Raw genomic sequence first — 18,062 nt, 5'->3', positions numbered from 1 at the left:
TCGGACGCGATGCTGAACGCGTCGGGGGCCGACCTTCAGAGTGCGCCGCCGCTGTGGTGCCGGATGCCTGCGTCCCCGGTCCACGGCGGCGCAGCCTCGATTGTTTCACGACCGGTTCGTCGCGCGGCCAGGACTACGGAGAAGCCGATGACGGCAGCGGCAGTCACACCCACGATGACGCCCAGCATCGGATCGTGAGCGAGAAGTCCGGCACCTGCGCCGACCGCAGCGCCGATGAGGAGGGCGACAGTCCACGCCGTGGCGACGTAGCCGCGGGTGGGGTGCGGGATCCGGTGCTCCTCCATACGCCGCACATTACAGGCCGGCCGGTGGGAAGCACCATGCGCGGGTGGAGCAGGAGGGCATACAACGTGGAGCAGGAACAGAAAAACCCCCGCTGAGCGGGGGTTTTCTAAAGCTGGGGTACCTGGACTCGAACCAAGAACAAAGGTACCAGAAACCTCCGTGTTGCCAATTACACCATACCCCAAGGCGTTCGACCGAAGTCGTGCCGAAGATCGAGTTTACCCGATCCGGCGGCCTCCGCCAAACCGAGACGTCAGCCGCGGGCCTCCACGAGACCCGCCAGACGGCGAAGCGTCTCGGTCTTGCCGAGCAGTTCCATCGACTCGAACAGGGGCGGCGAGATGCGGCGCCCACTGACGGCGACGCGCAGCGGGCCATACGCGACCCGGGGCTTGAGCCCCAGTCCCTCGATCAGCGCCGACGACAGGGCCTCCTGCAGGGCGGCGGTCCGGAATTCGGACTCCGGAACAAGCTCCAGCGCGGCCACCGAGGCGATGAGCACCTCATTGGCGTTGGCCGGGAGCGTCGCGAGAGCATCCGCCTCATGCACGACCTGGTCGACGAACAGGAACCCGAGGAGTCCGGGCGCCTCGCCGAGGAGCTGCATGCGCTCCTGCACCAAGGGAGCCGCGGCGGTGATGATCGCCTGATCCTTCTCGCTCGGCGGCTCGGTCACGAATCCCTGGGCAGCGAGATACGGGACGAGTCGGGCCGCGAAGTCGGCGGGCTCCAGCATCCGGATGTGGTCTCCGTTGATGGATTCCGCCTTCTTCTGATCGAAGCGTGCGGGGTTGGGATTCACGTCGGCGATGTCGAACGCGGCGGTGAACTCAGCGAGCGAGAAGACATCGCGGTCGGGTCCTATCGACCACCCGAGAAGCGCCAGGTAGTTCAGCAGACCCTCATGGATGAACCCGCGGTCGCGGTGCAGGAAGAGATCGGCCTGCGGGTCGCGCTTGGAGAGCTTCTTGGTTCCCGTCTCGCCGAGCACGAGGGGCATGTGCCCGAAGCGAGGCACGAACGACGTCACTCCGGCATCGATGAGCGCGGTGTAGAGCGAGAGCTGTCGGGCGGTCGACGGCATGAGGTCCTCGCCCCGGATGACGTGAGTGATGCCCATCAGCGCGTCGTCCACCGGATTCGTGAACGTGTAGAGAGGCTGTCCGCCTGCCCGCACGACGACGAAGTCGGGGAACGAGCCGGCGGGAAAGGTGACCTCGCCCCGGATGAGGTCGACGAATGTCACATCGGCGTCCGCCACACGAAGACGCCACGCGGGCTCCCGGCCTTCGGCGCGGAACGCCGCCTTCTGCTCGTCGGTGAGCTGGCGATCGAAGTTGTCGTAGCCGAGCTGCTTCGCGCGGCCGTTGGCTTCGTTGCGCGCATCGATCTCTTCCGCCGTCGAGTAGCTCTCGTACACCGCACCGGAGTCGATCAGCTTCTGCAGCACATCGGCATAGATGTCCAGACGCTCGGACTGCCGGTAGGGCGCGTGCGGACCGCCGGTCTCGACACCCTCGTCCCAGTCGATCTTGAGCCAGGTCAGCGCGTCGACGAGCTGGCGGTAGCTCTCCTCGCTGTCGCGGGCGGCATCCGTGTCCTCGACGCGGAAGATCATCTTGCCACCCGTGTGGCGCGCGTAGGCCCAGTTGTACAGGGCGGTGCGGATCATTCCGACGTGCGGAAGACCGGTCGGCGAAGGGCAGAAGCGGACGCGCACATCGGCGCCGGACGCGCTCGTGGTGCGGGGATCGGGTGCGGCAGACATCCTGCCCATTCTAGGTGCGCGATGCCGCGGGCCCCGGTGGAGGAAGCACCCGGGCGATCGCCGCCAGCGTCGCACGCACGGGCGGGACGCGCTCGGCCCGGTGCGCCGTCACCACGTGCAGCGTACGCCGCTCCCCCGCCGGCAGGGGACGGACGACGACCCCGGGGAGCTGCGGGAACGACTCGACCGCCAGCCGGGGCAGCGTCGCCACGCCGATCCCCTGGGCCACGAGACCCTCCACAGCCACGAAGTTGTCGGTTTCGAACGCGATGCGCGGCTCGAACCCCGCGCGGCCGCAGAGCTCCAGCAGATGACCGCGGCAGCGGGGACAGCCGGCGATCCAGTTCTCGTCGGCCAGCCGGGCGACATCCAGCTGGTCCTCTCCCGCAGCCGCGTGCCCCACCGGAAGAACCGCGAGCAGGTCGTCAGTGCCCACCGCGTGCACCGAGAGGCCCCGCGCGCTCGAGCCGTGCGGGTCCTCGCGGTCGCCAGGATAGCTGAACGTCAACGCAATGTCGGCGCGGTCTTCCCGCACCGCCTGCACCGCCTCGGGAGGCTCTCCCTCGACGTACGTCACCGTGATTCCGGGATGCCTCTCCGCCACGTCGGCGAGCAGTCTCGGCACGATCGTGGGAGACGCCGAGGGGAAGGCCACGAGCCGCACGCGCCCCGACCGCAGGCCCTGGAGCTCCGCCAGCTCGCCGGCCGCGGCATCCAGGGCGGAAGTGACCGAGGGAGCATGTCGCGCAAGCACGCGGCCGGCTTCGGTGAGCCGCACCCCGCGGCCGACCCGCTCGATCAGCGCGAGCCCGAGCCGCACCTCGGCGCGCTTGAGCTGCTGGCTGACCGCAGGCTGGCTGTACCCCAAGGCGTCGGCCGCCGCCGTGATCGAGCCTTCGTCGGCGATCGCCTTGACGAGCCGCAGCAGCTGCGGGTCAAGGTCGGGATCATCATCGCGTTCTGCAGAGGCCACACGTCAAGCATAAGCGCGACGCATAGATGGCATGCAATACCTGCCGTAGACGAATGGATGACCGGGGACGGATGCTGGATGCATGAGCACCGCCCTCGATCACTCGTCCCTCGCCGTCGCGCATGACTCGTTCGACGGCGGACGCGGTTATCTGGCGGCCTGCACCACCGGCCTCCCCTCACGGGCGACCCGGGCCGCGGTCATCGCCGACGTCGAGGCAGCCTCACGGGGAATGGTCGATATCTCCGCGTACAGCAGGACGGTGGAACGATCGCGCGGCCTCTTCGCGGAACTGGTCCACACGACGGCTGACCGGGTCGCCATCGGGTCGCAGATCTCGGTGTTCGCGGCGCTCCTCGCGACCGCCGTGCCGGACGGCGGCGAGGTGGTGGTGCCCGCGTGCGACTTCTCCTCGATGATCATGCCGTTCGTGCAGGCCGGGCGCGGCATCCGGGTCCGGTCGGTCCCCCTGCACGTCCTCGCCGACGCGATCGGCGGGGAGACGTCGCTCGTGGCGTTCTCGCTGGTGCAGTCAGCGACGGGTGAGCGGGCGGATGCCGACAGCATCGTCGAGGCCGCGCGTCGTCACGGCGCGCGCACCTTCTGCGACGCGACTCAGGCGGTCGGGTGGCTGCCGGTGGACGCATCCCGGTTCGACGCCCTCGTGTGCCACGCCTACAAGTGGCTGTGCGCACCGCGCGGGGTCGCGTTCCTCGCGCTCGGCGAAGAGCTGCAGCGGTCGGTGGCGCCTCTCTTCGCCGGCTGGTATGCGGGAGCCGATCCCTGGTCGTCCTGCTACGGCGGGGATTTCGGGCTGGCGGCTGACGCGCGCCGCTTCGACGTGTCGCCCGCCTGGCAGGCCTTCGTCGGCGCGGAGCCGGCGCTCGAGCACTTCACCACGCTCGACGCCGAGGCCGTCGCCGCTTACACGACGGGGCTCGCGACGCGGTTCCGGCAGGCGATGGACCTCGAGCTGCCCGACCGCCCGAGTGCGATCGTCACCTGGGCCGATCCGGACGGGTCCGACCTCGCGCGGCTCCGCGCCGCCGGAATCACCGCGTCGGGTCGCTTCGGACGCGCGCGCGTGGCCTTCCACGTCTTCAACGACGCTGAGGACGTCGACCTCGCCCTTCGGGCGCTGGGGCGCTGACACGGCGCGCGCCTCCACTCCCCCGGTCTGATTCAGGAGGACGCCGGCGGCGCGGCCGCAGTACGCGACATCCTCAACGCCATCGGCGAAAGCGCACACACCACCACCACCGCGACGCCCACGCTCAGCGCGAGACCGCCGTACCCGATCCAGCCCAGCACGACACCCGAGAGGATTGCGCCGGAGGCGGCGACGATGCTCATCACGAAGTCGCTGAAACCCTGACGCCTCGTGCGCATCTTCTCCGACGATGCTTCGGTGAGCAGCGCAGACCCTGCCACGGTGGAGGCGCTCCAGCCGAGGCCGAGCAGAATCAGGGCGACGGTGACGGCGGTCGTCGACTCCTGTCCGAAGGAGGCCGTGAGCAGAGCAGCGACGAGAAGCCCCTGCCCGATCATGATGGTCGGGATCCTCCCGAACTTGTCGGAGAGGATGCCGAAGACAGGCGCGAGCGCGTACATGCCGGCGATATGCAGGCTCAGGGTGAACCCGATGACGCTCAGCTCGGCGCCATGGTGGAGAAGGTGCACGGGCGTCATCGCCATCACGGAGACCATCACCCCATGTGAGGCGGCGACGGTCAGGATGGCGTACTTGGCGGCCCGTGGGCGGTCGGGCTTGAGGATCGCGTCGATGCCCTGCGCGCGCTCCCTGCTCAATGCCGCACGCTGCGCGACGAGCAGCGGGTCGGGCCTCAGCGCGGACAGATAGAGGGCGATGGCGAGCAGCTGCGCGATCACGGTGAAGAGATACGGGCCCGTGAGCGGCGGCATCCCCACAGCGCGACCGATCGCTTCGCCCGGCCCGGCGAGATTGGGGCCGAGCACGGCACCGATGGTGGTCGCCCACACGACGATCGACAGAGCGCGTCCGCGCGAAGCATCCGTGGCGAGATCGGTGGCGGCGAAGCGCGACTGGAGGTTGGCCGTCTGCCCTGCGCCGATGAGGAGGAACGCGACGAGCAGGAGCGGGAACACGCGCGTGGCCCCGGCCGCCACGACGAGCGTGACTCCCCCGAGCGCGATCGCCATGCCGGTCGTCAGAGACCACCTGCGGCCTGCCCGGCGAGCGAGTGCCGCGAGCGGCACCGCGAAGAGGGCCGTGCCGAACGTCACGGACGCCGCCGCGAGTCCCGAGAGCGAATCGTCGCCTGAGATGTCGGCCGCCAGGACGGCGCCCAGAGACAGCGTCGCCCCGAACGCGACTCCGCCCAGAACCTGCCCGGCCGAAAGGACCCGGACGGTTCGCCGCTGTACCGCGGCGACCATGGCGAGGGTCGGGACTTCGCCGTCTCCGCCCCGCACCGCGCTTCCTATGCTTTTCGCGCGGTGTTGCGAAGGATGCCGAGTCCGGTCACCTCGACCTCGACCGTGTCACCGGCCACGAAGGGTCCAACGCCTGCGGGCGTGCCGGTCAGGATGACGTCGCCCGGCAGGAGCGTGAACGCGGCCGACGCGTACGCGATGACGTCCGCGAGGGAGAAGATCATGTCGCTGATCGGGCCCTGCTGGCGGACTTCGCCGTTCACGCGCGTGGTCACCACCGCGTCGCCTGTCGGATCGAAGTCGGTCTCGATCGCGGGTCCGAGCGGGCAGAAGGTGTCGAACCCCTTCGCGCGCGCCCATTGGCCGTCCGTCTTCTGCAAGTCGCGCGCGGTCACGTCGTTGCCGATCGTGTAGCCGAAGACGTAATCCAGCGCGCTCTCTGCCGGCACGTTCTTCGCGACGCGACCGATGACCGCTGCAAGCTCCCCTTCGAAGTCGATCCGCTCCGACTGCGGGGGCAGCACGATGGCGTCACCCGGTCCGATGACGGAAGTGTTCGGCTTGAAGAAGAGCATCGGCGCCGTCGGCACATCGTTGCCGAGTTCCGCCGCGTGGTCCCGGTAGTTGCGCCCGACGCAGACGACCTTCGAGCGCGGGATGACGGGCGCCAGCAGTGCGATGTCGCGAACGGACACCCGCTCGCCGGTCGTGTCGAACCCGGCGAACAGCGGATCCCCCGCGAGGACAACGAGTTCGTCCTCATCGATGATGCCGAACTTGATCGCGTCCTGATGGCTGAAGCGCACGATTCTCACCCGGTCAGCCTACCGAGCCCACCGTCTCACCGTCCGGCGGCGCGGGGCGGGAGAGGTCGGAGCGAGCAGGTGAAGAGACCGCACCCGCACATCACTCGAAGCGGCTCCGGGATCAGGCGGCAGCCACGGGCGGCGCCGGACTCAGCGACGCCGCGAGAAGACCCGCCGCCTCGGTCGCCTGCGCGATGCTGGCGGCCCGCACAGCCGGGCCGCTGTCGACCCCGTGTGCGCGGACGAACGTCATGTCGTAGATCCCGACGAAGCCGAAGATCGTGCGCAGGTACGGCTCGAAGAAGTCGTATGGCTGCGCGGGGCTCCCGTCGGTGTAGTCGCTCCCCGACGACGATATGACGATCATCTTCTTGCCCTCGAGCAGGGGATGCACGACCCCCAGCTCGTCGAACTTGAACAGGTATCCCGGCTGCACGATGCAGTCGATGTAGTACTTCAGTGCGTACGGGACGCCGAAGTTCCACATCGGGGAGGAGAGGACGTAGACGTCGGCCGCCCGGAACCGCTCGATCTCGTTCTCGATGGTGTGCCACGACTCCACATGCTCGCGGCCGATGGGCATCCCCGAGAGCAGGGTGTACTTCGCCTCGATGTTGTCGCCGGCGATGGAAGGAAGGTCGGCTTGGAAGAGGTCGAGCGTATCGATCGACAGGTCTGGGTGACTCTCGCTGAGGAGGCGGAGGAAATGCTCGGAGATGCCGAGCGTCGTTGAGCCCGCGAGTCGAGGACTCGCGATGATGTGCAGCAGTTTCATGATGCTTCCCCAGGAGACAGAGCGAATGGTGACGATTCGAGCTGGCCGACGCGGTCGCGTCCGGAGTGCTGGGGAAACCGCGATGTTCCGACCGATGGTGCTCATCGCGTTCGATGAGGCATCTGCTGTGCACGTTAGTGGAATCGGCGATGTTGCGCGACGGGACATCGACGGCCGGCATGGCGAAGAAAGGCCACGCCCGGAATGCAGAACCGCCTCCTGCCGGCGGGCAGGAGGCGGTTCAGACTCGATGTCGTCGAGGAAGGGTCAGGCGTCGAGACGCACGAGCCAGTTGTGCTTGTCTTCGGCGCGCCCGTACTGGATGTCGGTCAGCTCCTGACGAAGCGACAGCGCCAGCGACCCGGTGGGCTGCTCGTCGAGGAAGTCCTTGCCCTTGAGCACGCCGATGGGTGTCACGACCGCGGCGGTACCGCACGCGAACACCTCGACGATGTCACCGGACGCCACGCCCTGACGCCACTCATCCAGCGAGATGTTTCGACCCTCCACCTTGTGGCCCCGGTCGATGGCGAGCTGCAGGATCGAGTCGCGCGTGATGCCCTCGAGGATCGAGTCCGACTGAGGGGTGACGATCGTGCCGTCTTTGAAGACGAACACGACGTTCATGCCGCCGAGTTCTTCGACGTTGCGGTCCTGGTCGAGGAAGACCACCTGGTCGCATTCGTTCTCGTACGCCTGGGACTGCGGCAGCAGGCTCGCGGCGTAGTTGCCGCCGGTCTTGGCCGCACCCGTTCCGCCCTTGCCTGCGCGCGAGTACTCCTCGCTCAGCCAGATCGAGACCGGCCGGGCGCCGCCCTTGAAGTAGGCGCCCGCGGGGCTCGCGATCAGGTAGTACGCGACCTTCTGTGCGGGACGCACTCCGAGGAACGCCTCTTTGGCGAACATGAACGGGCGGAGGTACAGGCTCTGGTCCTCGCCCGAAGGCACCCAGTCGCCGTCGACGGCGATCAGCTCGCGCAGCGACTGCAGGAAATACGAGACCGGCAGCTCGGGCAGAGCGAGGCGACGGGCGGAGCGCTGCAGCCGGCGGCCGTTCTGGTCGGGCCGGAAGGTGTGGATCGAGCCGTCTGCGTGCCGGTAGGCCTTGATGCCCTCGAAGATCTCCTGGCCGTAGTGCAGCACCGCGGCGGCGGGGTCGAGGGTGATCGGGCCATAGGGCTGGACGCGTGGGCGGTGCCAGCCGCCGCGGACCGACCAGCAGACATCGACCATGTGGTCGGTGAAGCTCGTGCCGAAGCCGGGATCGACGAGGATCGCCTCGCGCTGGGCGGGGCTCTTCGCGGCGAGATTTCGTGTGACGGCGAACTCGAGGGGGGCGAGTCCGGTGTCGGGGTCGGAATCGATGAGGGTCATGTCGTGTCCTGACTGTGTCGTCTGCGGCGACGTGGGCGCGCTACCAGGTTACGCCTGGAGGGCCGCGGCGATGGCGTCGCCGATCTGCGCTGTGGTCCGTGCGGAGGCTCCGCGTTGGGCGATGTCATCCTCGACCGTGCGGGTGACACGGTGTGCTTCGTCCCGCAGCCCGAGGTGGTCGAGCAGCAGGGCGATGGACAGGATCGCGGCGGTGGGATCAGCCTTCTGCTGTCCTGCGATGTCAGGCGCCGAACCGTGGACGGGCTCGAACATCGAGGGGAACGTGCCGTCGGGATTGATGTTGCCCGAAGCGGCGAGGCCGATGCCACCGGTGACGGCGCCTGCCAGATCCGTGAGGATGTCCCCGAAGAGGTTGTCGGTGACGATCACATCGAAGCGACCGGGGTTCGTGACCAGGTAGATGGTGGCCGCGTCGACGTGCACGTAGTCTACGGTCACCTCGGGGTGCTCCTCGGCGATCTGATCGACCAGCCGCTTCCAGATGCCCCCCGCGTGCACCAGGACGTTGGTCTTGTGCACGAGGGTGAGCCTCTTGCCACGGCGCTCAGCGAGGTCGAACGCGTAGCGGACGACGCGCTCCACGCCGAACGCCGTGTTGACGGATGTCTCGTTGGCCACCTCGTGGGGAGTCCCTCGCCGGATCGACCCGCCGTTGCCGACGTAGGGACCTTCGGTGCCCTCGCGCACCACGACGAAGTCGATCTCGCCCGGATCCGCGAGCGGGCCCGGGGCTCCCGGGTACAGCTTCGACGGGCGCAGGTTGACGTAGTGGTCGAGCTCGAACCGCAGCGTGAGCAGCAGCCCTCGCTCGATGTTCGCGTTCTTCAGTCGCGGATCGCCGGGCACTCCCCCGACGGCTCCGAGCAGGATCGCATCGTGCCCCTTGATGGACTCGAGATCGCCATCGGTCAGCGTGTCGCCGGTCTCGAGGAATCGCGCCGCACCGAGTGAGAAATGCGTCTTCTCGAAACGGATGCCGCTCCCCGCCGTGGCGGCGTCGAGCACCTTCTCGGCCTCGGTGATGACCTCGGGGCCGATGCCGTCACCCGGGATGACAGCGAGCTTCACGACACGCGACATTGCTCTCCTTGCTGGGGGATGCGCCGCGGGTCAGTGATCGGCCGGCGCGGTGCGGGACCTTCCCAGCGTAACCGCCGCAATGACGGCAGCGAGAGCGACCAGGACCGCGCCGATGAGCGCCGTGACCGTGACACCCGCGTCGAAGGCGTGGGCCGCGGCATCCCGAACCGCCTCTCCGAGTGCGCCGCCCAGGGAGTCGGCCGTGTGCATCGCGCCCGCGAGCGTTTCGCGTGCCGCATCGGCAGCGTCTGCCGTCAGGCCGTCGGGAAGCACAAGTCCCTCTCGATAGCGCGAGGTGAGGAGGCCGCCGAGCACGGCAGTTCCGAGGACCGCGCCCAGCTCGTAGGCCGTCTCAGACACGGCGCTCGCCGCGCCGGCCTTCTCGGGCGGCGCGCTCGAGAGGATGAGTTCATTGGAGACGGTCTCGGCCATGCCGATCCCGATGCCCAGCGCGACGAACGCGGCCGTGATCGCCGCGGTCGTGCCTTCGCCGGCGGTCACGGCGACGATGACGTACCCGACGACAGACAGAGTGAGGGCGGCCGGCACGATGATCCGGGGCGACCAGCGCTTCGAGATCGGCACCACGATGAGGCCGGCCACGATCATGGCCGCGAGTCCTGGCACGAGCGCCAAGCCCGCCTCGAGCGGGGTGAGGCCCATGATCAGCTGCAGGTGCTGCGCGACGAAGAAGAGGAACCCCACGAGCGCGACGACGCTCAGGAGGTTGACGAGGAGCGCGCCGGTGAACGACCCGCGGCCGAAGAGGCGCATGTCGAGCATCGGCGTGTCCGCGCGCAGCTGGCGACGGACGAACAGGATGCCGAACCCGACGCCGACGGCGAAGAGGACCGCGATCGTCACGGTGAACCCGTGCACAGCCAGCTCCTTGATCGCGTAGACGATGGGAACCATCGTGCCGAGCGACATCAGGATGCTGAGGGGATCGATGCGGCCGGGGTGGGGATCCCGGCTCTCGGGTACGAGGAGCGGTGCGAGCACGAGGAGCGGCACGAGCACGGGCACGGCCATCAGGAACACGGATCCCCACGCGAAGTGCGCCAGGAGGAACCCGCCGACGATCGGGCCGAGTGCCGACCCTGCCGAGAACATGGAGGCCCAGATCGCGATGGCGAGGCGACGCTGGTCGCGGTCCGTGAAGATGCTCCGCAGAAGCGAGAGGGTCGAGGGCATGAGCATCGCGCCGAACACGCCCATGAGCGCGCGCGCCGCGATGAGCACGGCCGCGGTCGGCGCGAAAGCGGCGAGAGCGGAGACAGTGGCGAAGCCGGTGGCGCCGATGAGCAGCATCCGTCGCCGTCCGAACCGGTCGCCGAGCGTGCCCATCGTCACCAGCAGGCTGGCGAGGACCAGCGGATAGGCGTCGATGATCCAGAGCTGCTGCACGCCCGTGGGCTCGAGATCGAGGGCGATCTGCGGCAGTGCGAAGCTCAGGACCGTGTTGTCGACCGACACGAGCAGCACCGGGAGCATGAGCACGACGAGCGCCGCCCAGCCGCGCCACCCGACTTTGGTGGCGTTGGCGTCGGCGATGCGAAGTTCTTGAGTGAGAGTCATCATTAGTAAACCGTCCAGCCGGTATAGTAACACCTCAGGTGTGCAAGGCGCCAGCGCGCACCCTCGCTACGATCGAGCCATGAGCCGCCCTCCCCGCGCCCGCGAAAGCGTGCTGGACGCCTTCGAGGCGACCCTCATCGAGAACGGCGAGCGGGGCGCGACGATCGAGGCCACCGCCCGCGAGGCCGGCGTGTCGAAGGGCGGTCTGCTCTACCACTTCGCCTCGAAGGACGCGCTCGAGGCCGGACTCATCGCGCGTCTCGGCGGCCTCGTCACCGACGACATCGACCAGATGGCGGCCGCCTCCGAGGGCCCGGTCGCCTACTTCCTGCGCACGTCGGTCATGGACGACGACCCGCTCGACCGCGCGATCATCGCGGTGTCACGGCTCGCGCAGGGCGGCAGCAGCGCCGCAAGTGCGGCTCTGCACGAGATGCGTCACCGGTGGCAGGACGCGCTTCGCCCGTTCACGAAGGATGCCGCGGCTCTTGACCTCGTGATGCTCGTGAGCGACGGGCTGTACTTCAACAATGCGCTCGGCGGTGAGTCGGTCGCCGGCGTCGTGCCGAAGGGTGCCGCGCTCGATCGGCTCGTGGCACTCGTCGAGGCCGCCGCGCGGCCCTGATCAGCGCCCGTGGCCGCTCAGGCCTCGGAGATCTCGATCTGGCGGAACAGGTCGGCCCCGACCGCCTTGCGCATCTCGTCGAGGATCTCGTCAGGCACCGGCGAGTCCACCGTGAGGACCGAGAGGGCGCGCCCGCTCGCATCGGGGTGGGCGACCTGGAGTCCGGCGATGTTGATCTCGGCGTCGCCCAGCTCCTTGCCGTAGATCGCGACGATCCCGGGGCGATCCTGGTAGCGCATGACCACGTGGTACCGCTCGAAGGGCACCTCGATCTCATACCCGTTGATGCCGACGACCTTGGGAACCATGCGGGTGCCGGCGAGGGTGCCCTCGACCGTGAGGACGGTGCCGTCCGACAGGGTTCCGCGAAGGATCGTGATGTTGCGGTAGAGCGGGCTCTCGGCCTCGACGATGAGTCGGGTCTCGATGCCGCGCTGCTCGGCGAACAGCGGCGCGTTCACGTACGAGACGTTCTCGCTGACGATGTTGGTGAAGATGCCCTTGAGCGCCGCGAGGCGGTAGACGCTGACGTCGTACGCCGCAAGCTCGCCGCGCACTTCGATGTCGAGGCTCGTGAGCGCACCCGAGGCGAGACCGGTGAAGAACTGGCCGAGCTTCTCGACGAGCGCGATCCCCGGGCGCACGAACGGGTCGATGACACCGCCCGCGACGTTGACGGCATCCGGAACCAGGTCGCCCTCGAGGGCGAGCTTGACGGAGCGGGCGACCGAGACACCCGCCTTCTCCTGCGCCTCTTCGGTGCTGGCGCCGAGGTGCGGAGTGACGACGACGTTGGGCAGGTCGAGCAGCCGTGCGGCGCTCGAGTCGGCCTTGGGCGGTTCGCTCGTGAAGACGTCGAGGCCGGCGCCCGCGATCTCGCCGGTCGTGAGCGCCGTGTGGAGCGCCTCTTCGTCGATGAGGCCGCCGCGCGCGACGTTCACGACGTACGCCGTGGGCTTCATGATGGCGAACTGCGCCTCGCCGATCATCCCGGTGGTCTCGGGCGTCTTGGGCATGTGCACCGTGACGAAGTCGCTCTGGGCGAGCACCTCGTCGAACGACAGCAGCTCGACCTGAAGCTGCTGTGCGCGGGTGGGCGTCACATAGGGGTCGTAGCCTACGACCCGCACCCCGAAGGCGCGGAGACGCTCGGCGACCAGGGCTCCGATGCGGCCGAGACCGAAGATGCCAACCGTCTTCTCGAACAGCTCGGTACCGGTGAACGAGCTGCGCTTCCACTGGCCGGCGGCGAGCGAGGCGTGGGCGGCCGGCACGTGGCGGGCAAGGCTGAGGATGTGCCCCACGGTGAGTTCGGCCGCCGAGATGACGTTGGAGGTGGGCGCGTTCACGACCATCACGCCGGCGCTCGTGGCCGCTTTGATGTCGACGTTGTCGAGCCCCACGCCCGCACGGGCGACGACCTTCAGCGACGGGGCGGCCGCCAGTGCCTCGGCATCGATGCGGGTCGCCGAGCGGATGAGCACCGCGTCGGCGTCGGCAAGCGATGCGAGCAGTGCGGGGCGGTCGGTGCCATCGACGTTGCGCACGTCGAAGTCGGGCCCGAGGGCATCGATCGTGGCGGGTGAGAGTTCTTCGGCGATCAGGACAACAGGCTTGGACACAGCGGAAGACTTTCGGAGCGGTGCACGACGGCAGAGGCGGTGGGATGCCGTGCCGCACAGCGCCGGGGCCGGCCGTGTCAGCCTACCGTGGGCGCGGCCCGCGCCCGAACCGTGTGACGACGTTCAGGTGCCGAGAACGGTCAGGCGCTCAGCCGTCGAGCGGGCTGAACCGCTCAGCCGTAGAGAGCCGTCGACGCCGCCGCGTAGGCGAAGACGTTGAGCCAGAACGCCGCCACGACGGCGAGTCCGGTCAGAAGGACGAGCGAGAACTGCCCCGCGCCCCGGCGCCAGCCGATGGCGAACGCCAGCCCGAAGACGACCAGAGGCACGACGACGGGCAGGATCAGGACGAACCAGCCGTAGCCGCTGAGCCCCTCGACACCGCTCGCCTGCTGGACCAGGAAGCCGAGTGCGGTCCAGACGACATACGCGTAGAGCAGGGCGAAGACTCCGGCGATGGCGACGATCAGCCACACCGGAAGGCGGGGAGTGCGCCTCGAGAGATCAGCGGCGGTCACAGCGCAGCTCCTGCGAGGACGAACGGCCAGGGAATCAGGAGGACGCCTCCTGCCGCGAGCAAGGAGAATCGCAGCCACGTCGCACTGGTCCGGGTGAACCACAGAACCGTGACGAACCACAGCGGGAGCGCGGCCACAGCGAGCCAGAAGGCGAACTGGAAGGCCACGGCGTCGAGGAAGAGCCCGGCGACCAGCTGCAGCCGGGCGACACCCAGCAGCCATCCGATGGTGAGCAGCAGGTAGACACCGCCGAAGATGCCGAGGCCGATGAGCGCCGCATTGCTCAAGGGTGCGCGGCTCTCCCCCGCAGCTTCGCCGTCACCGTCGGTGGTCGGAGCCGTCCGGAGGCCCTCGCTGCCCTTTCCGACAGCGGTGAACCCGTCCGGAAGTGGATTCGCGGCGCCTGGGCCTGAGTCGGGGTCAGCATCCGTCGAAGCGGTGAAATCGTCGGCCGGCACGGTCGCTCGCGAACCTGCATCCAGGGTGGGATCGTCGTCGCCGTCCCATGTCAGGGCATCCTCGTCACGTCCGGCTGGCACCTCAACAGCGTAGCGGGGCCCGTCGGGGGTATGACGAAGAGGCCCTCACGACTAGCGTCGCCTTGGACGGCGCCGCCGCTGACGCCGCCAGACGGAGGTGTCGCATGTGCCGTTGGCTCGCTTACGCGGGAGAGCCGCTCCAGCCGTCCACACTGATCCTCGAGACGAGGCACTCCCTCGTCGCGCAGTCGCTCAACTCGCCGCTCGGGTTCGAGACCGTGAACGGCGACGGGTTCGGAATCGGCTGGTACGGCAAGGATGCCCCCGCCGGCACCCCGCCCGCGCTGTTCCACAGCATCGAGCCCGCCTGGCACGACGAGAATCTGCGTGAGCTCACGCGCTCGATAGAGAGTCCGCTCTTCCTCGCCCATGTGCGGGCGGCGGCGGGGCCACCCATCCAGCAGACGAACTGCCATCCGTTCCGGTACGGGCGCTGGCTCTTCATGCACAACGGGGGCCTGGCGCACTTCTCGCGGCTCCGCCGTGACCTCCTGCTGGCGGTGGATCCCGAGCTCTTCCCGCTCGTCCGCGGCACGACGGATTCCGAGGTGATCTTCCATCTGGCGCTGACCTTCGGCCTGCAGGAGGACCCCGTCGCCGGACTCGGCCGGGCGATCCGCCTGGTCGAGCGCACGGCCGAGGAGCACGGCATCCGCGATTCTGTCCAGGGCACGTTCGCGGTGAGCGACGGCCGCACGCTGTGGGCATTCCGCTATTCGACGGCCGGACGCTCCCGCACGCTGTTCCACTCCGTCGACATGACGACTCTTCAGGAGACCTACCCCGACAACGAGCGGCTGCGGGCGTTCGGCGCAAAAGCGCGCGTCGTGGTGTCGGAGCCGCTCAGCGACCTGCCCGGCGCCTTCGTCGAGGTCGCGGAGTCCACCGTCACGATCCTCGACGCCGAGGACTTCCGCACGGAACCTTTCCTCGCGACCGCCTGATTCCGATCAGTCGAAAAGCCGCACCACGAGAGCGTGCCAGGTCTTGGGCCCGACGATTCCATCGTCCGGTGGGAGGAACACCTTCTGGAAATCGCGCACGGCGGCATCGGTCTGCGCACCGAACACCCCGTCGACCGCGAGGTCGCCGGGCAGGAGGGTCTGCAGCGCCTGCACAGCCTCACCGTGAGCGCCGGCCTTCACGGTCACGATGAGCGACGGCCAGTCGAGCTGCCCGATCGTCGAGGAGATCTCGACGGCGCGCAGCGTCTGCTGGAAGGCGTTCACTGCCGCGCCGCTCGCGGGACCGAACACCCCGTCCGCGACGATCGAGGCGCCGTGCGCTCGCAGCAGGTGCTGTGCCGCCAGGACGCGCCAGTTGGTCGCCTGGGTGGCACCGGGCTTGACGAGCGGCCAGGGACGCGCGCCGGGGACCTGCGTGCTGAGGAACGACCACGTCTCGCGTCCCGCAACCCCGTCCAGGGCAAGACCCCACGATTCCTGGAAGAACTCGATCCGCTCCTTGGTCTGGGGGCCGAAGTGGCCGTCGATACTCAGGAGGGTGTCACCCGGCGATCGCAGCAGCCCGAACTGCTGCACGGCGCGCACTTCGTCGCCGATGGCTCCCATGCCCGACGCCACGACCACATACGGCCAGGTCGCTGGACCCACGACGCCATCGGCCGGCAGGCCCTTCGCCGTCTGCAAGGCGCTCACCGCCGCCTTCGTGATCGGTCCGTATGCCCCATCCGCCGCCAGCGGGTGCCCTTGCGCCCTCAGCAGATACTGAATGCCCTTCACGACGGCGCCTGAGGCGCCTTGTGCGACGGTGCTCCACGGTTCGACGTTCATAGATGCTCCTCGTCCGTCTCCCCCGGATCGGAGCGATCCTCCTGATCCGAGGCTATCGGCGCCGTGACCTGCTCCGCCAGACGATGTGCCGGCGAGGGGAGTCGACGAAGAAGGGCCGCCCCTTCGTAGGGGGCGGCCCTGACGCACCGCGAGATGATGCGCGCGGTGCGCGGAAATCGGGAGCCGGACACGATTCGGTCAGAAGTCGCCGCCGGTCCCCGAAGATGGGGATGTCAGCGCGCCGCGCTGCCCTCCACGTAATCCTCGTCCTGCTGCTTCCACGCGAAGAGGCCGCGCAGCTCCTTGCCGACCTCTTCGATCGGGTGCTGGGCGCCCTTCTCGCGGAGTGCGAGGAACTCGGGGGCACCGGCATCCTGGTCTGCGATGAAGCGCTCGGCGAAGGCGCCCGACTGGATGTCACCGAGAACGGCCTGCATGTTCTCCTTGACGTGCGGGTCGATGACGCGGGGGCCCGAGACGTAGTCGCCGTACTCGGCGGTGTCCGAGACCGACCAGCGCTGCTTGGCGATGCCGCCCTCCCACATCAGGTCGACGATGAGCTTGAGCTCGTGGAGCACCTCGAAGTACGCGATCTGCGGCTGGTAGCCCGCCTCGGTCAGCGTCTCGAAGCCGTACTGGACCAGCTGCGACACACCGCCGCAGAGGACAGCCTGCTCACCGAACAGGTCGGTCTCGGTCTCTTCGGTGAAGGTCGTCTTGATGACACCGGCGCGCGTGCCGCCGATGGCCTTGGCGTACGACTTCGCGAGCTCCCAGGCCTGACCCGAGGCATCCTGCTCCACAGCGATGATGTCCGGGATGCCCCGCCCAGCCACGTACTCGCGACGCACCGTGTGGCCGGGAGCCTTCGGCGCGACGAGGATCACATCGACGCCCTCCGGCGCCTGGATGTAGCCGAAGCGGATGTTGAAGCCGTGCGCGAACGCGAGGGTCTTGCCGGGGGTCAGCTTGTCCTTGATGCTCTCGGTGAAGATCGAGCGCTGGTGCTGGTCCGGCGCGAGGATCATGATGACGTCCGCCCACTCGGCGGCGTCGGCGACCGACTTGACCTCGAAGCCCTCATCCTGGGCCTTCTCGGTCGAGCGCGAGCCGTCCTTCAGCGCGATGACGACCTCGACGCCGGAGTCGCGCAGGTTCTGCGCGTGGGCGTGGCCCTGCGAGCCGTACCCGACGATCGCGACCTTCTTGCTCTGGATGAGCGACAGGTCGGCGTCCTTGTCGTAGAAGAGTTCAGCCATGGTGTTTCTCCTTGCTTGACATCGGTCCTCGAGCTTGTCGAGGCGTCGTGTTCCCGGCCCTTGGACGTGCTCAGGACCGGAGAGGTGGGTGAATGGTTCTAGCCGCGCAGCACGCGCTCGGTGATGCTCTTGCCGCCTCGGCCGATGGCGACGAGGCCCGACTGGGCCAGCTCTTTGACCCCGAAGGGCTCGACGGCCCGCAGGAAGGCTTCGACCTTGCCCTTGTCGCCGGTGATCTCGGCCACGAGCGCGTCCGGCGCGTAGTCGATGACCTGCGCGCGGAAGAGGCTGATGACTTCGAGCACGTTGGAGCGCGTCTGGTTGTCGGCGCGCACCTTCACGAGCATGTGCTCTCGCTGAACGGATGCTGCGGCATCCAGTTCGACGATCTTGATGACGTTGACCAGCTTGTTCAGCTGCTTAGTCACCTGCTCCAGAGGAAGCTCGTCGACGTCGACGACGACGGTGATGCGCGAGAGTCCGGGCACCTCGGTGACACCCACCGCGAGTGACTCGATGTTGAATCCGCGCCGGGCGAAGAGCCCTGCGACACGGGTCAGCAGACCCGGCTTGTCCTCCACGAGGAGGCTCAGCACGTGGCTCGACATGG

17 protein-coding genes, 1 tRNA gene and 1 pseudogene are annotated in these 18,062 nt (G+C 68.5%); 3 read left to right on the top strand and 16 right to left on the bottom strand.

What is annotated here, in order from left to right:
- Positions 1 to 35: 35 nt before the first annotated feature.
- The 4 genes from AC1DP3_RS03610 to AC1DP3_RS03595 form a co-directional block, all read right to left on the bottom strand.
- Positions 36 to 305 carry a hypothetical protein gene (locus AC1DP3_RS03610; RefSeq protein ID WP_477291364.1) on the bottom strand — a complete coding sequence of 90 codons (270 nt, stop codon included), beginning with the start codon at positions 303 to 305 and terminating at the stop codon, positions 36 to 38.
- A 113-nt stretch (positions 306 to 418) separates the two neighbouring features.
- Positions 419 to 490: transfer RNA gene (locus tag AC1DP3_RS03605), tRNA-Gln, on the bottom strand.
- 69 nt (positions 491 to 559) lie between these two features.
- Positions 560 to 2,074 carry a glutamate--tRNA ligase gene (gene gltX / locus AC1DP3_RS03600; RefSeq protein ID WP_477291362.1) on the bottom strand — a complete coding sequence of 505 codons (1,515 nt, stop codon included), beginning with the start codon at positions 2,072 to 2,074 and terminating at the stop codon, positions 560 to 562.
- A 10-nt stretch (positions 2,075 to 2,084) separates the two neighbouring features.
- Positions 2,085 to 3,047 carry a LysR family transcriptional regulator gene (locus AC1DP3_RS03595; RefSeq protein ID WP_477291360.1) on the bottom strand — a complete coding sequence of 321 codons (963 nt, stop codon included), beginning with the start codon at positions 3,045 to 3,047 and terminating at the stop codon, positions 2,085 to 2,087.
- An 82-nt stretch (positions 3,048 to 3,129) separates the two neighbouring features.
- Between AC1DP3_RS03595 and AC1DP3_RS03590 the strand changes: the two genes are divergently transcribed.
- On the top strand, positions 3,130 to 4,197 hold the full coding sequence (locus AC1DP3_RS03590; protein ID WP_477291358.1) for an aminotransferase class V-fold PLP-dependent enzyme: 1,068 nt from the start codon (positions 3,130 to 3,132) through the stop codon (positions 4,195 to 4,197).
- A gap of 32 nt (positions 4,198 to 4,229) precedes the next feature.
- Here the strand turns inward: AC1DP3_RS03590 and AC1DP3_RS03585 are convergent, their stop codons facing one another.
- The 6 genes from AC1DP3_RS03585 to AC1DP3_RS03560 all read right to left on the bottom strand — a co-directional run bounded on the left by AC1DP3_RS03585 (position 4,230) and on the right by AC1DP3_RS03560 (position 11,096).
- On the bottom strand, positions 4,230 to 5,465 hold the full coding sequence (locus AC1DP3_RS03585) for an MFS transporter (RefSeq protein ID WP_477291869.1): 1,236 nt from the start codon (positions 5,463 to 5,465) through the stop codon (positions 4,230 to 4,232).
- A gap of 44 nt (positions 5,466 to 5,509) precedes the next feature.
- A complete protein-coding gene (locus tag AC1DP3_RS03580; protein ID WP_477291356.1) occupies positions 5,510 to 6,277 on the bottom strand; it encodes a fumarylacetoacetate hydrolase family protein in 768 nt (255 codons plus the stop codon).
- Between the two features lie 112 nt (positions 6,278 to 6,389).
- On the bottom strand, positions 6,390 to 7,043 hold the full coding sequence (locus AC1DP3_RS03575; protein ID WP_477291354.1) for an FMN-dependent NADH-azoreductase: 654 nt from the start codon (positions 7,041 to 7,043) through the stop codon (positions 6,390 to 6,392).
- Positions 7,044 to 7,310: 267 nt separating this feature from the next.
- The gene (locus tag AC1DP3_RS03570; RefSeq protein ID WP_477291352.1) at positions 7,311 to 8,417 is read right to left on the bottom strand and encodes a branched-chain amino acid aminotransferase; all 1,107 of its coding nucleotides are present in this window, start codon (positions 8,415 to 8,417) and stop codon (positions 7,311 to 7,313) included.
- 48 nt (positions 8,418 to 8,465) lie between these two features.
- The gene (locus AC1DP3_RS03565; RefSeq protein ID WP_477291350.1) at positions 8,466 to 9,518 is read right to left on the bottom strand and encodes a 3-isopropylmalate dehydrogenase; all 1,053 of its coding nucleotides are present in this window, start codon (positions 9,516 to 9,518) and stop codon (positions 8,466 to 8,468) included.
- A gap of 30 nt (positions 9,519 to 9,548) precedes the next feature.
- Positions 9,549 to 11,096 (bottom strand): MFS transporter, encoded by a 1,548-nt coding sequence (locus AC1DP3_RS03560; RefSeq protein ID WP_477291348.1) that lies wholly within the window; start codon positions 11,094 to 11,096, stop codon positions 9,549 to 9,551.
- A gap of 79 nt (positions 11,097 to 11,175) precedes the next feature.
- On the opposite strand from AC1DP3_RS03560, the gene AC1DP3_RS03555 reads away from it, so the two are divergent.
- Entirely contained in the window at positions 11,176 to 11,721 is a 546-nt protein-coding gene (locus AC1DP3_RS03555; RefSeq protein ID WP_477291346.1) for a TetR/AcrR family transcriptional regulator, read from the top strand.
- Positions 11,722 to 11,738: 17 nt separating this feature from the next.
- Here the strand turns inward: AC1DP3_RS03555 and serA are convergent, their stop codons facing one another.
- The 3 genes from serA to AC1DP3_RS03540 all read right to left on the bottom strand — a co-directional run bounded on the left by serA (position 11,739) and on the right by AC1DP3_RS03540 (position 14,400).
- Positions 11,739 to 13,343: a phosphoglycerate dehydrogenase gene (gene serA / locus AC1DP3_RS03550; protein ID WP_477291344.1), complete on the bottom strand. Its 1,605-nt coding sequence runs from the start codon at positions 13,341 to 13,343 to the stop codon at positions 11,739 to 11,741.
- Positions 13,344 to 13,516: 173 nt separating this feature from the next.
- The gene (locus tag AC1DP3_RS03545; protein ID WP_477291342.1) at positions 13,517 to 13,861 is read right to left on the bottom strand and encodes a bacitracin resistance protein; all 345 of its coding nucleotides are present in this window, start codon (positions 13,859 to 13,861) and stop codon (positions 13,517 to 13,519) included.
- Complete coding sequence (locus AC1DP3_RS03540) at positions 13,858 to 14,400, bottom strand: DNA polymerase III subunit gamma/tau (protein ID WP_477291340.1); 543 nt, start codon at positions 14,398 to 14,400, stop codon at positions 13,858 to 13,860. Before AC1DP3_RS03540 ends, AC1DP3_RS03545 begins: the two co-directional genes overlap by 4 nt.
- Before the next feature lie 104 nt (positions 14,401 to 14,504).
- On the opposite strand from AC1DP3_RS03540, the gene AC1DP3_RS03535 reads away from it, so the two are divergent.
- The gene (locus AC1DP3_RS03535; protein WP_477291338.1) at positions 14,505 to 15,344 is read left to right on the top strand and encodes a class II glutamine amidotransferase; all 840 of its coding nucleotides are present in this window, start codon (positions 14,505 to 14,507) and stop codon (positions 15,342 to 15,344) included.
- Between the two features lie 6 nt (positions 15,345 to 15,350).
- Here AC1DP3_RS03535 and AC1DP3_RS03530 read toward each other — a convergent pair whose 3' ends face one another.
- The 3 genes and pseudogenes from AC1DP3_RS03530 to ilvN form a co-directional block, all read right to left on the bottom strand.
- Complete coding sequence (locus tag AC1DP3_RS03530; protein WP_477291336.1) at positions 15,351 to 16,193, bottom strand: peptidoglycan-binding domain-containing protein; 843 nt, start codon at positions 16,191 to 16,193, stop codon at positions 15,351 to 15,353.
- Between the two features lie 233 nt (positions 16,194 to 16,426).
- Positions 16,427 to 17,485: pseudogene (gene ilvC / locus AC1DP3_RS03525) on the bottom strand (ketol-acid reductoisomerase); the annotation flags it as partial.
- Between the two features lie 65 nt (positions 17,486 to 17,550).
- Positions 17,551 to 18,060, bottom strand: coding sequence for an acetolactate synthase small subunit (gene ilvN / locus AC1DP3_RS03520; protein ID WP_477291334.1), 510 nt, complete (start codon positions 18,058 to 18,060; stop codon positions 17,551 to 17,553).
- Between the last annotated feature and the right edge of the window lie 2 nt (positions 18,061 to 18,062).

It is taken from the genome of Microbacterium sp. P5_B6 (assembly GCF_056400345.1).
This window is presented reverse-complemented; position numbering and strand designations above follow the sequence as displayed.

Excerpts from the sequence above, each read along its gene's own strand:
- AC1DP3_RS03535 (WP_477291338.1), top strand. The coding sequence starts at position 14,505 with ATGTGCCGTTGGCTCGCTTACGCGGGAGAGCCGCTCCAGCCGTCCACA.
- AC1DP3_RS03565 (WP_477291350.1), bottom strand. The coding sequence starts at position 9,518 with ATGTCGCGTGTCGTGAAGCTCGCTGTCATCCCGGGTGACGGCATCGGC.
- AC1DP3_RS03585 (WP_477291869.1), bottom strand. The coding sequence starts at position 5,465 with ATGGTCGCCGCGGTACAGCGGCGAACCGTCCGGGTCCTTTCGGCCGGG.
- ilvN (WP_477291334.1), bottom strand. The coding sequence starts at position 18,060 with ATGTCGAGCCACGTGCTGAGCCTCCTCGTGGAGGACAAGCCGGGTCTG.
- AC1DP3_RS03610 (WP_477291364.1), bottom strand. The coding sequence starts at position 305 with ATGGAGGAGCACCGGATCCCGCACCCCACCCGCGGCTACGTCGCCACG.
- AC1DP3_RS03530 (WP_477291336.1), bottom strand. The coding sequence starts at position 16,193 with ATGAACGTCGAACCGTGGAGCACCGTCGCACAAGGCGCCTCAGGCGCC.
- AC1DP3_RS03590 (WP_477291358.1), top strand. The coding sequence starts at position 3,130 with ATGAGCACCGCCCTCGATCACTCGTCCCTCGCCGTCGCGCATGACTCG.
- AC1DP3_RS03575 (WP_477291354.1), bottom strand. The coding sequence starts at position 7,043 with ATGAAACTGCTGCACATCATCGCGAGTCCTCGACTCGCGGGCTCAACG.
- AC1DP3_RS03555 (WP_477291346.1), top strand. The coding sequence starts at position 11,176 with ATGAGCCGCCCTCCCCGCGCCCGCGAAAGCGTGCTGGACGCCTTCGAG.
- AC1DP3_RS03560 (WP_477291348.1), bottom strand. The coding sequence starts at position 11,096 with ATGACTCTCACTCAAGAACTTCGCATCGCCGACGCCAACGCCACCAAA.
- gltX (WP_477291362.1), bottom strand. The coding sequence starts at position 2,074 with ATGTCTGCCGCACCCGATCCCCGCACCACGAGCGCGTCCGGCGCCGAT.
- AC1DP3_RS03570 (WP_477291352.1), bottom strand. The coding sequence starts at position 8,417 with ATGACCCTCATCGATTCCGACCCCGACACCGGACTCGCCCCCCTCGAG.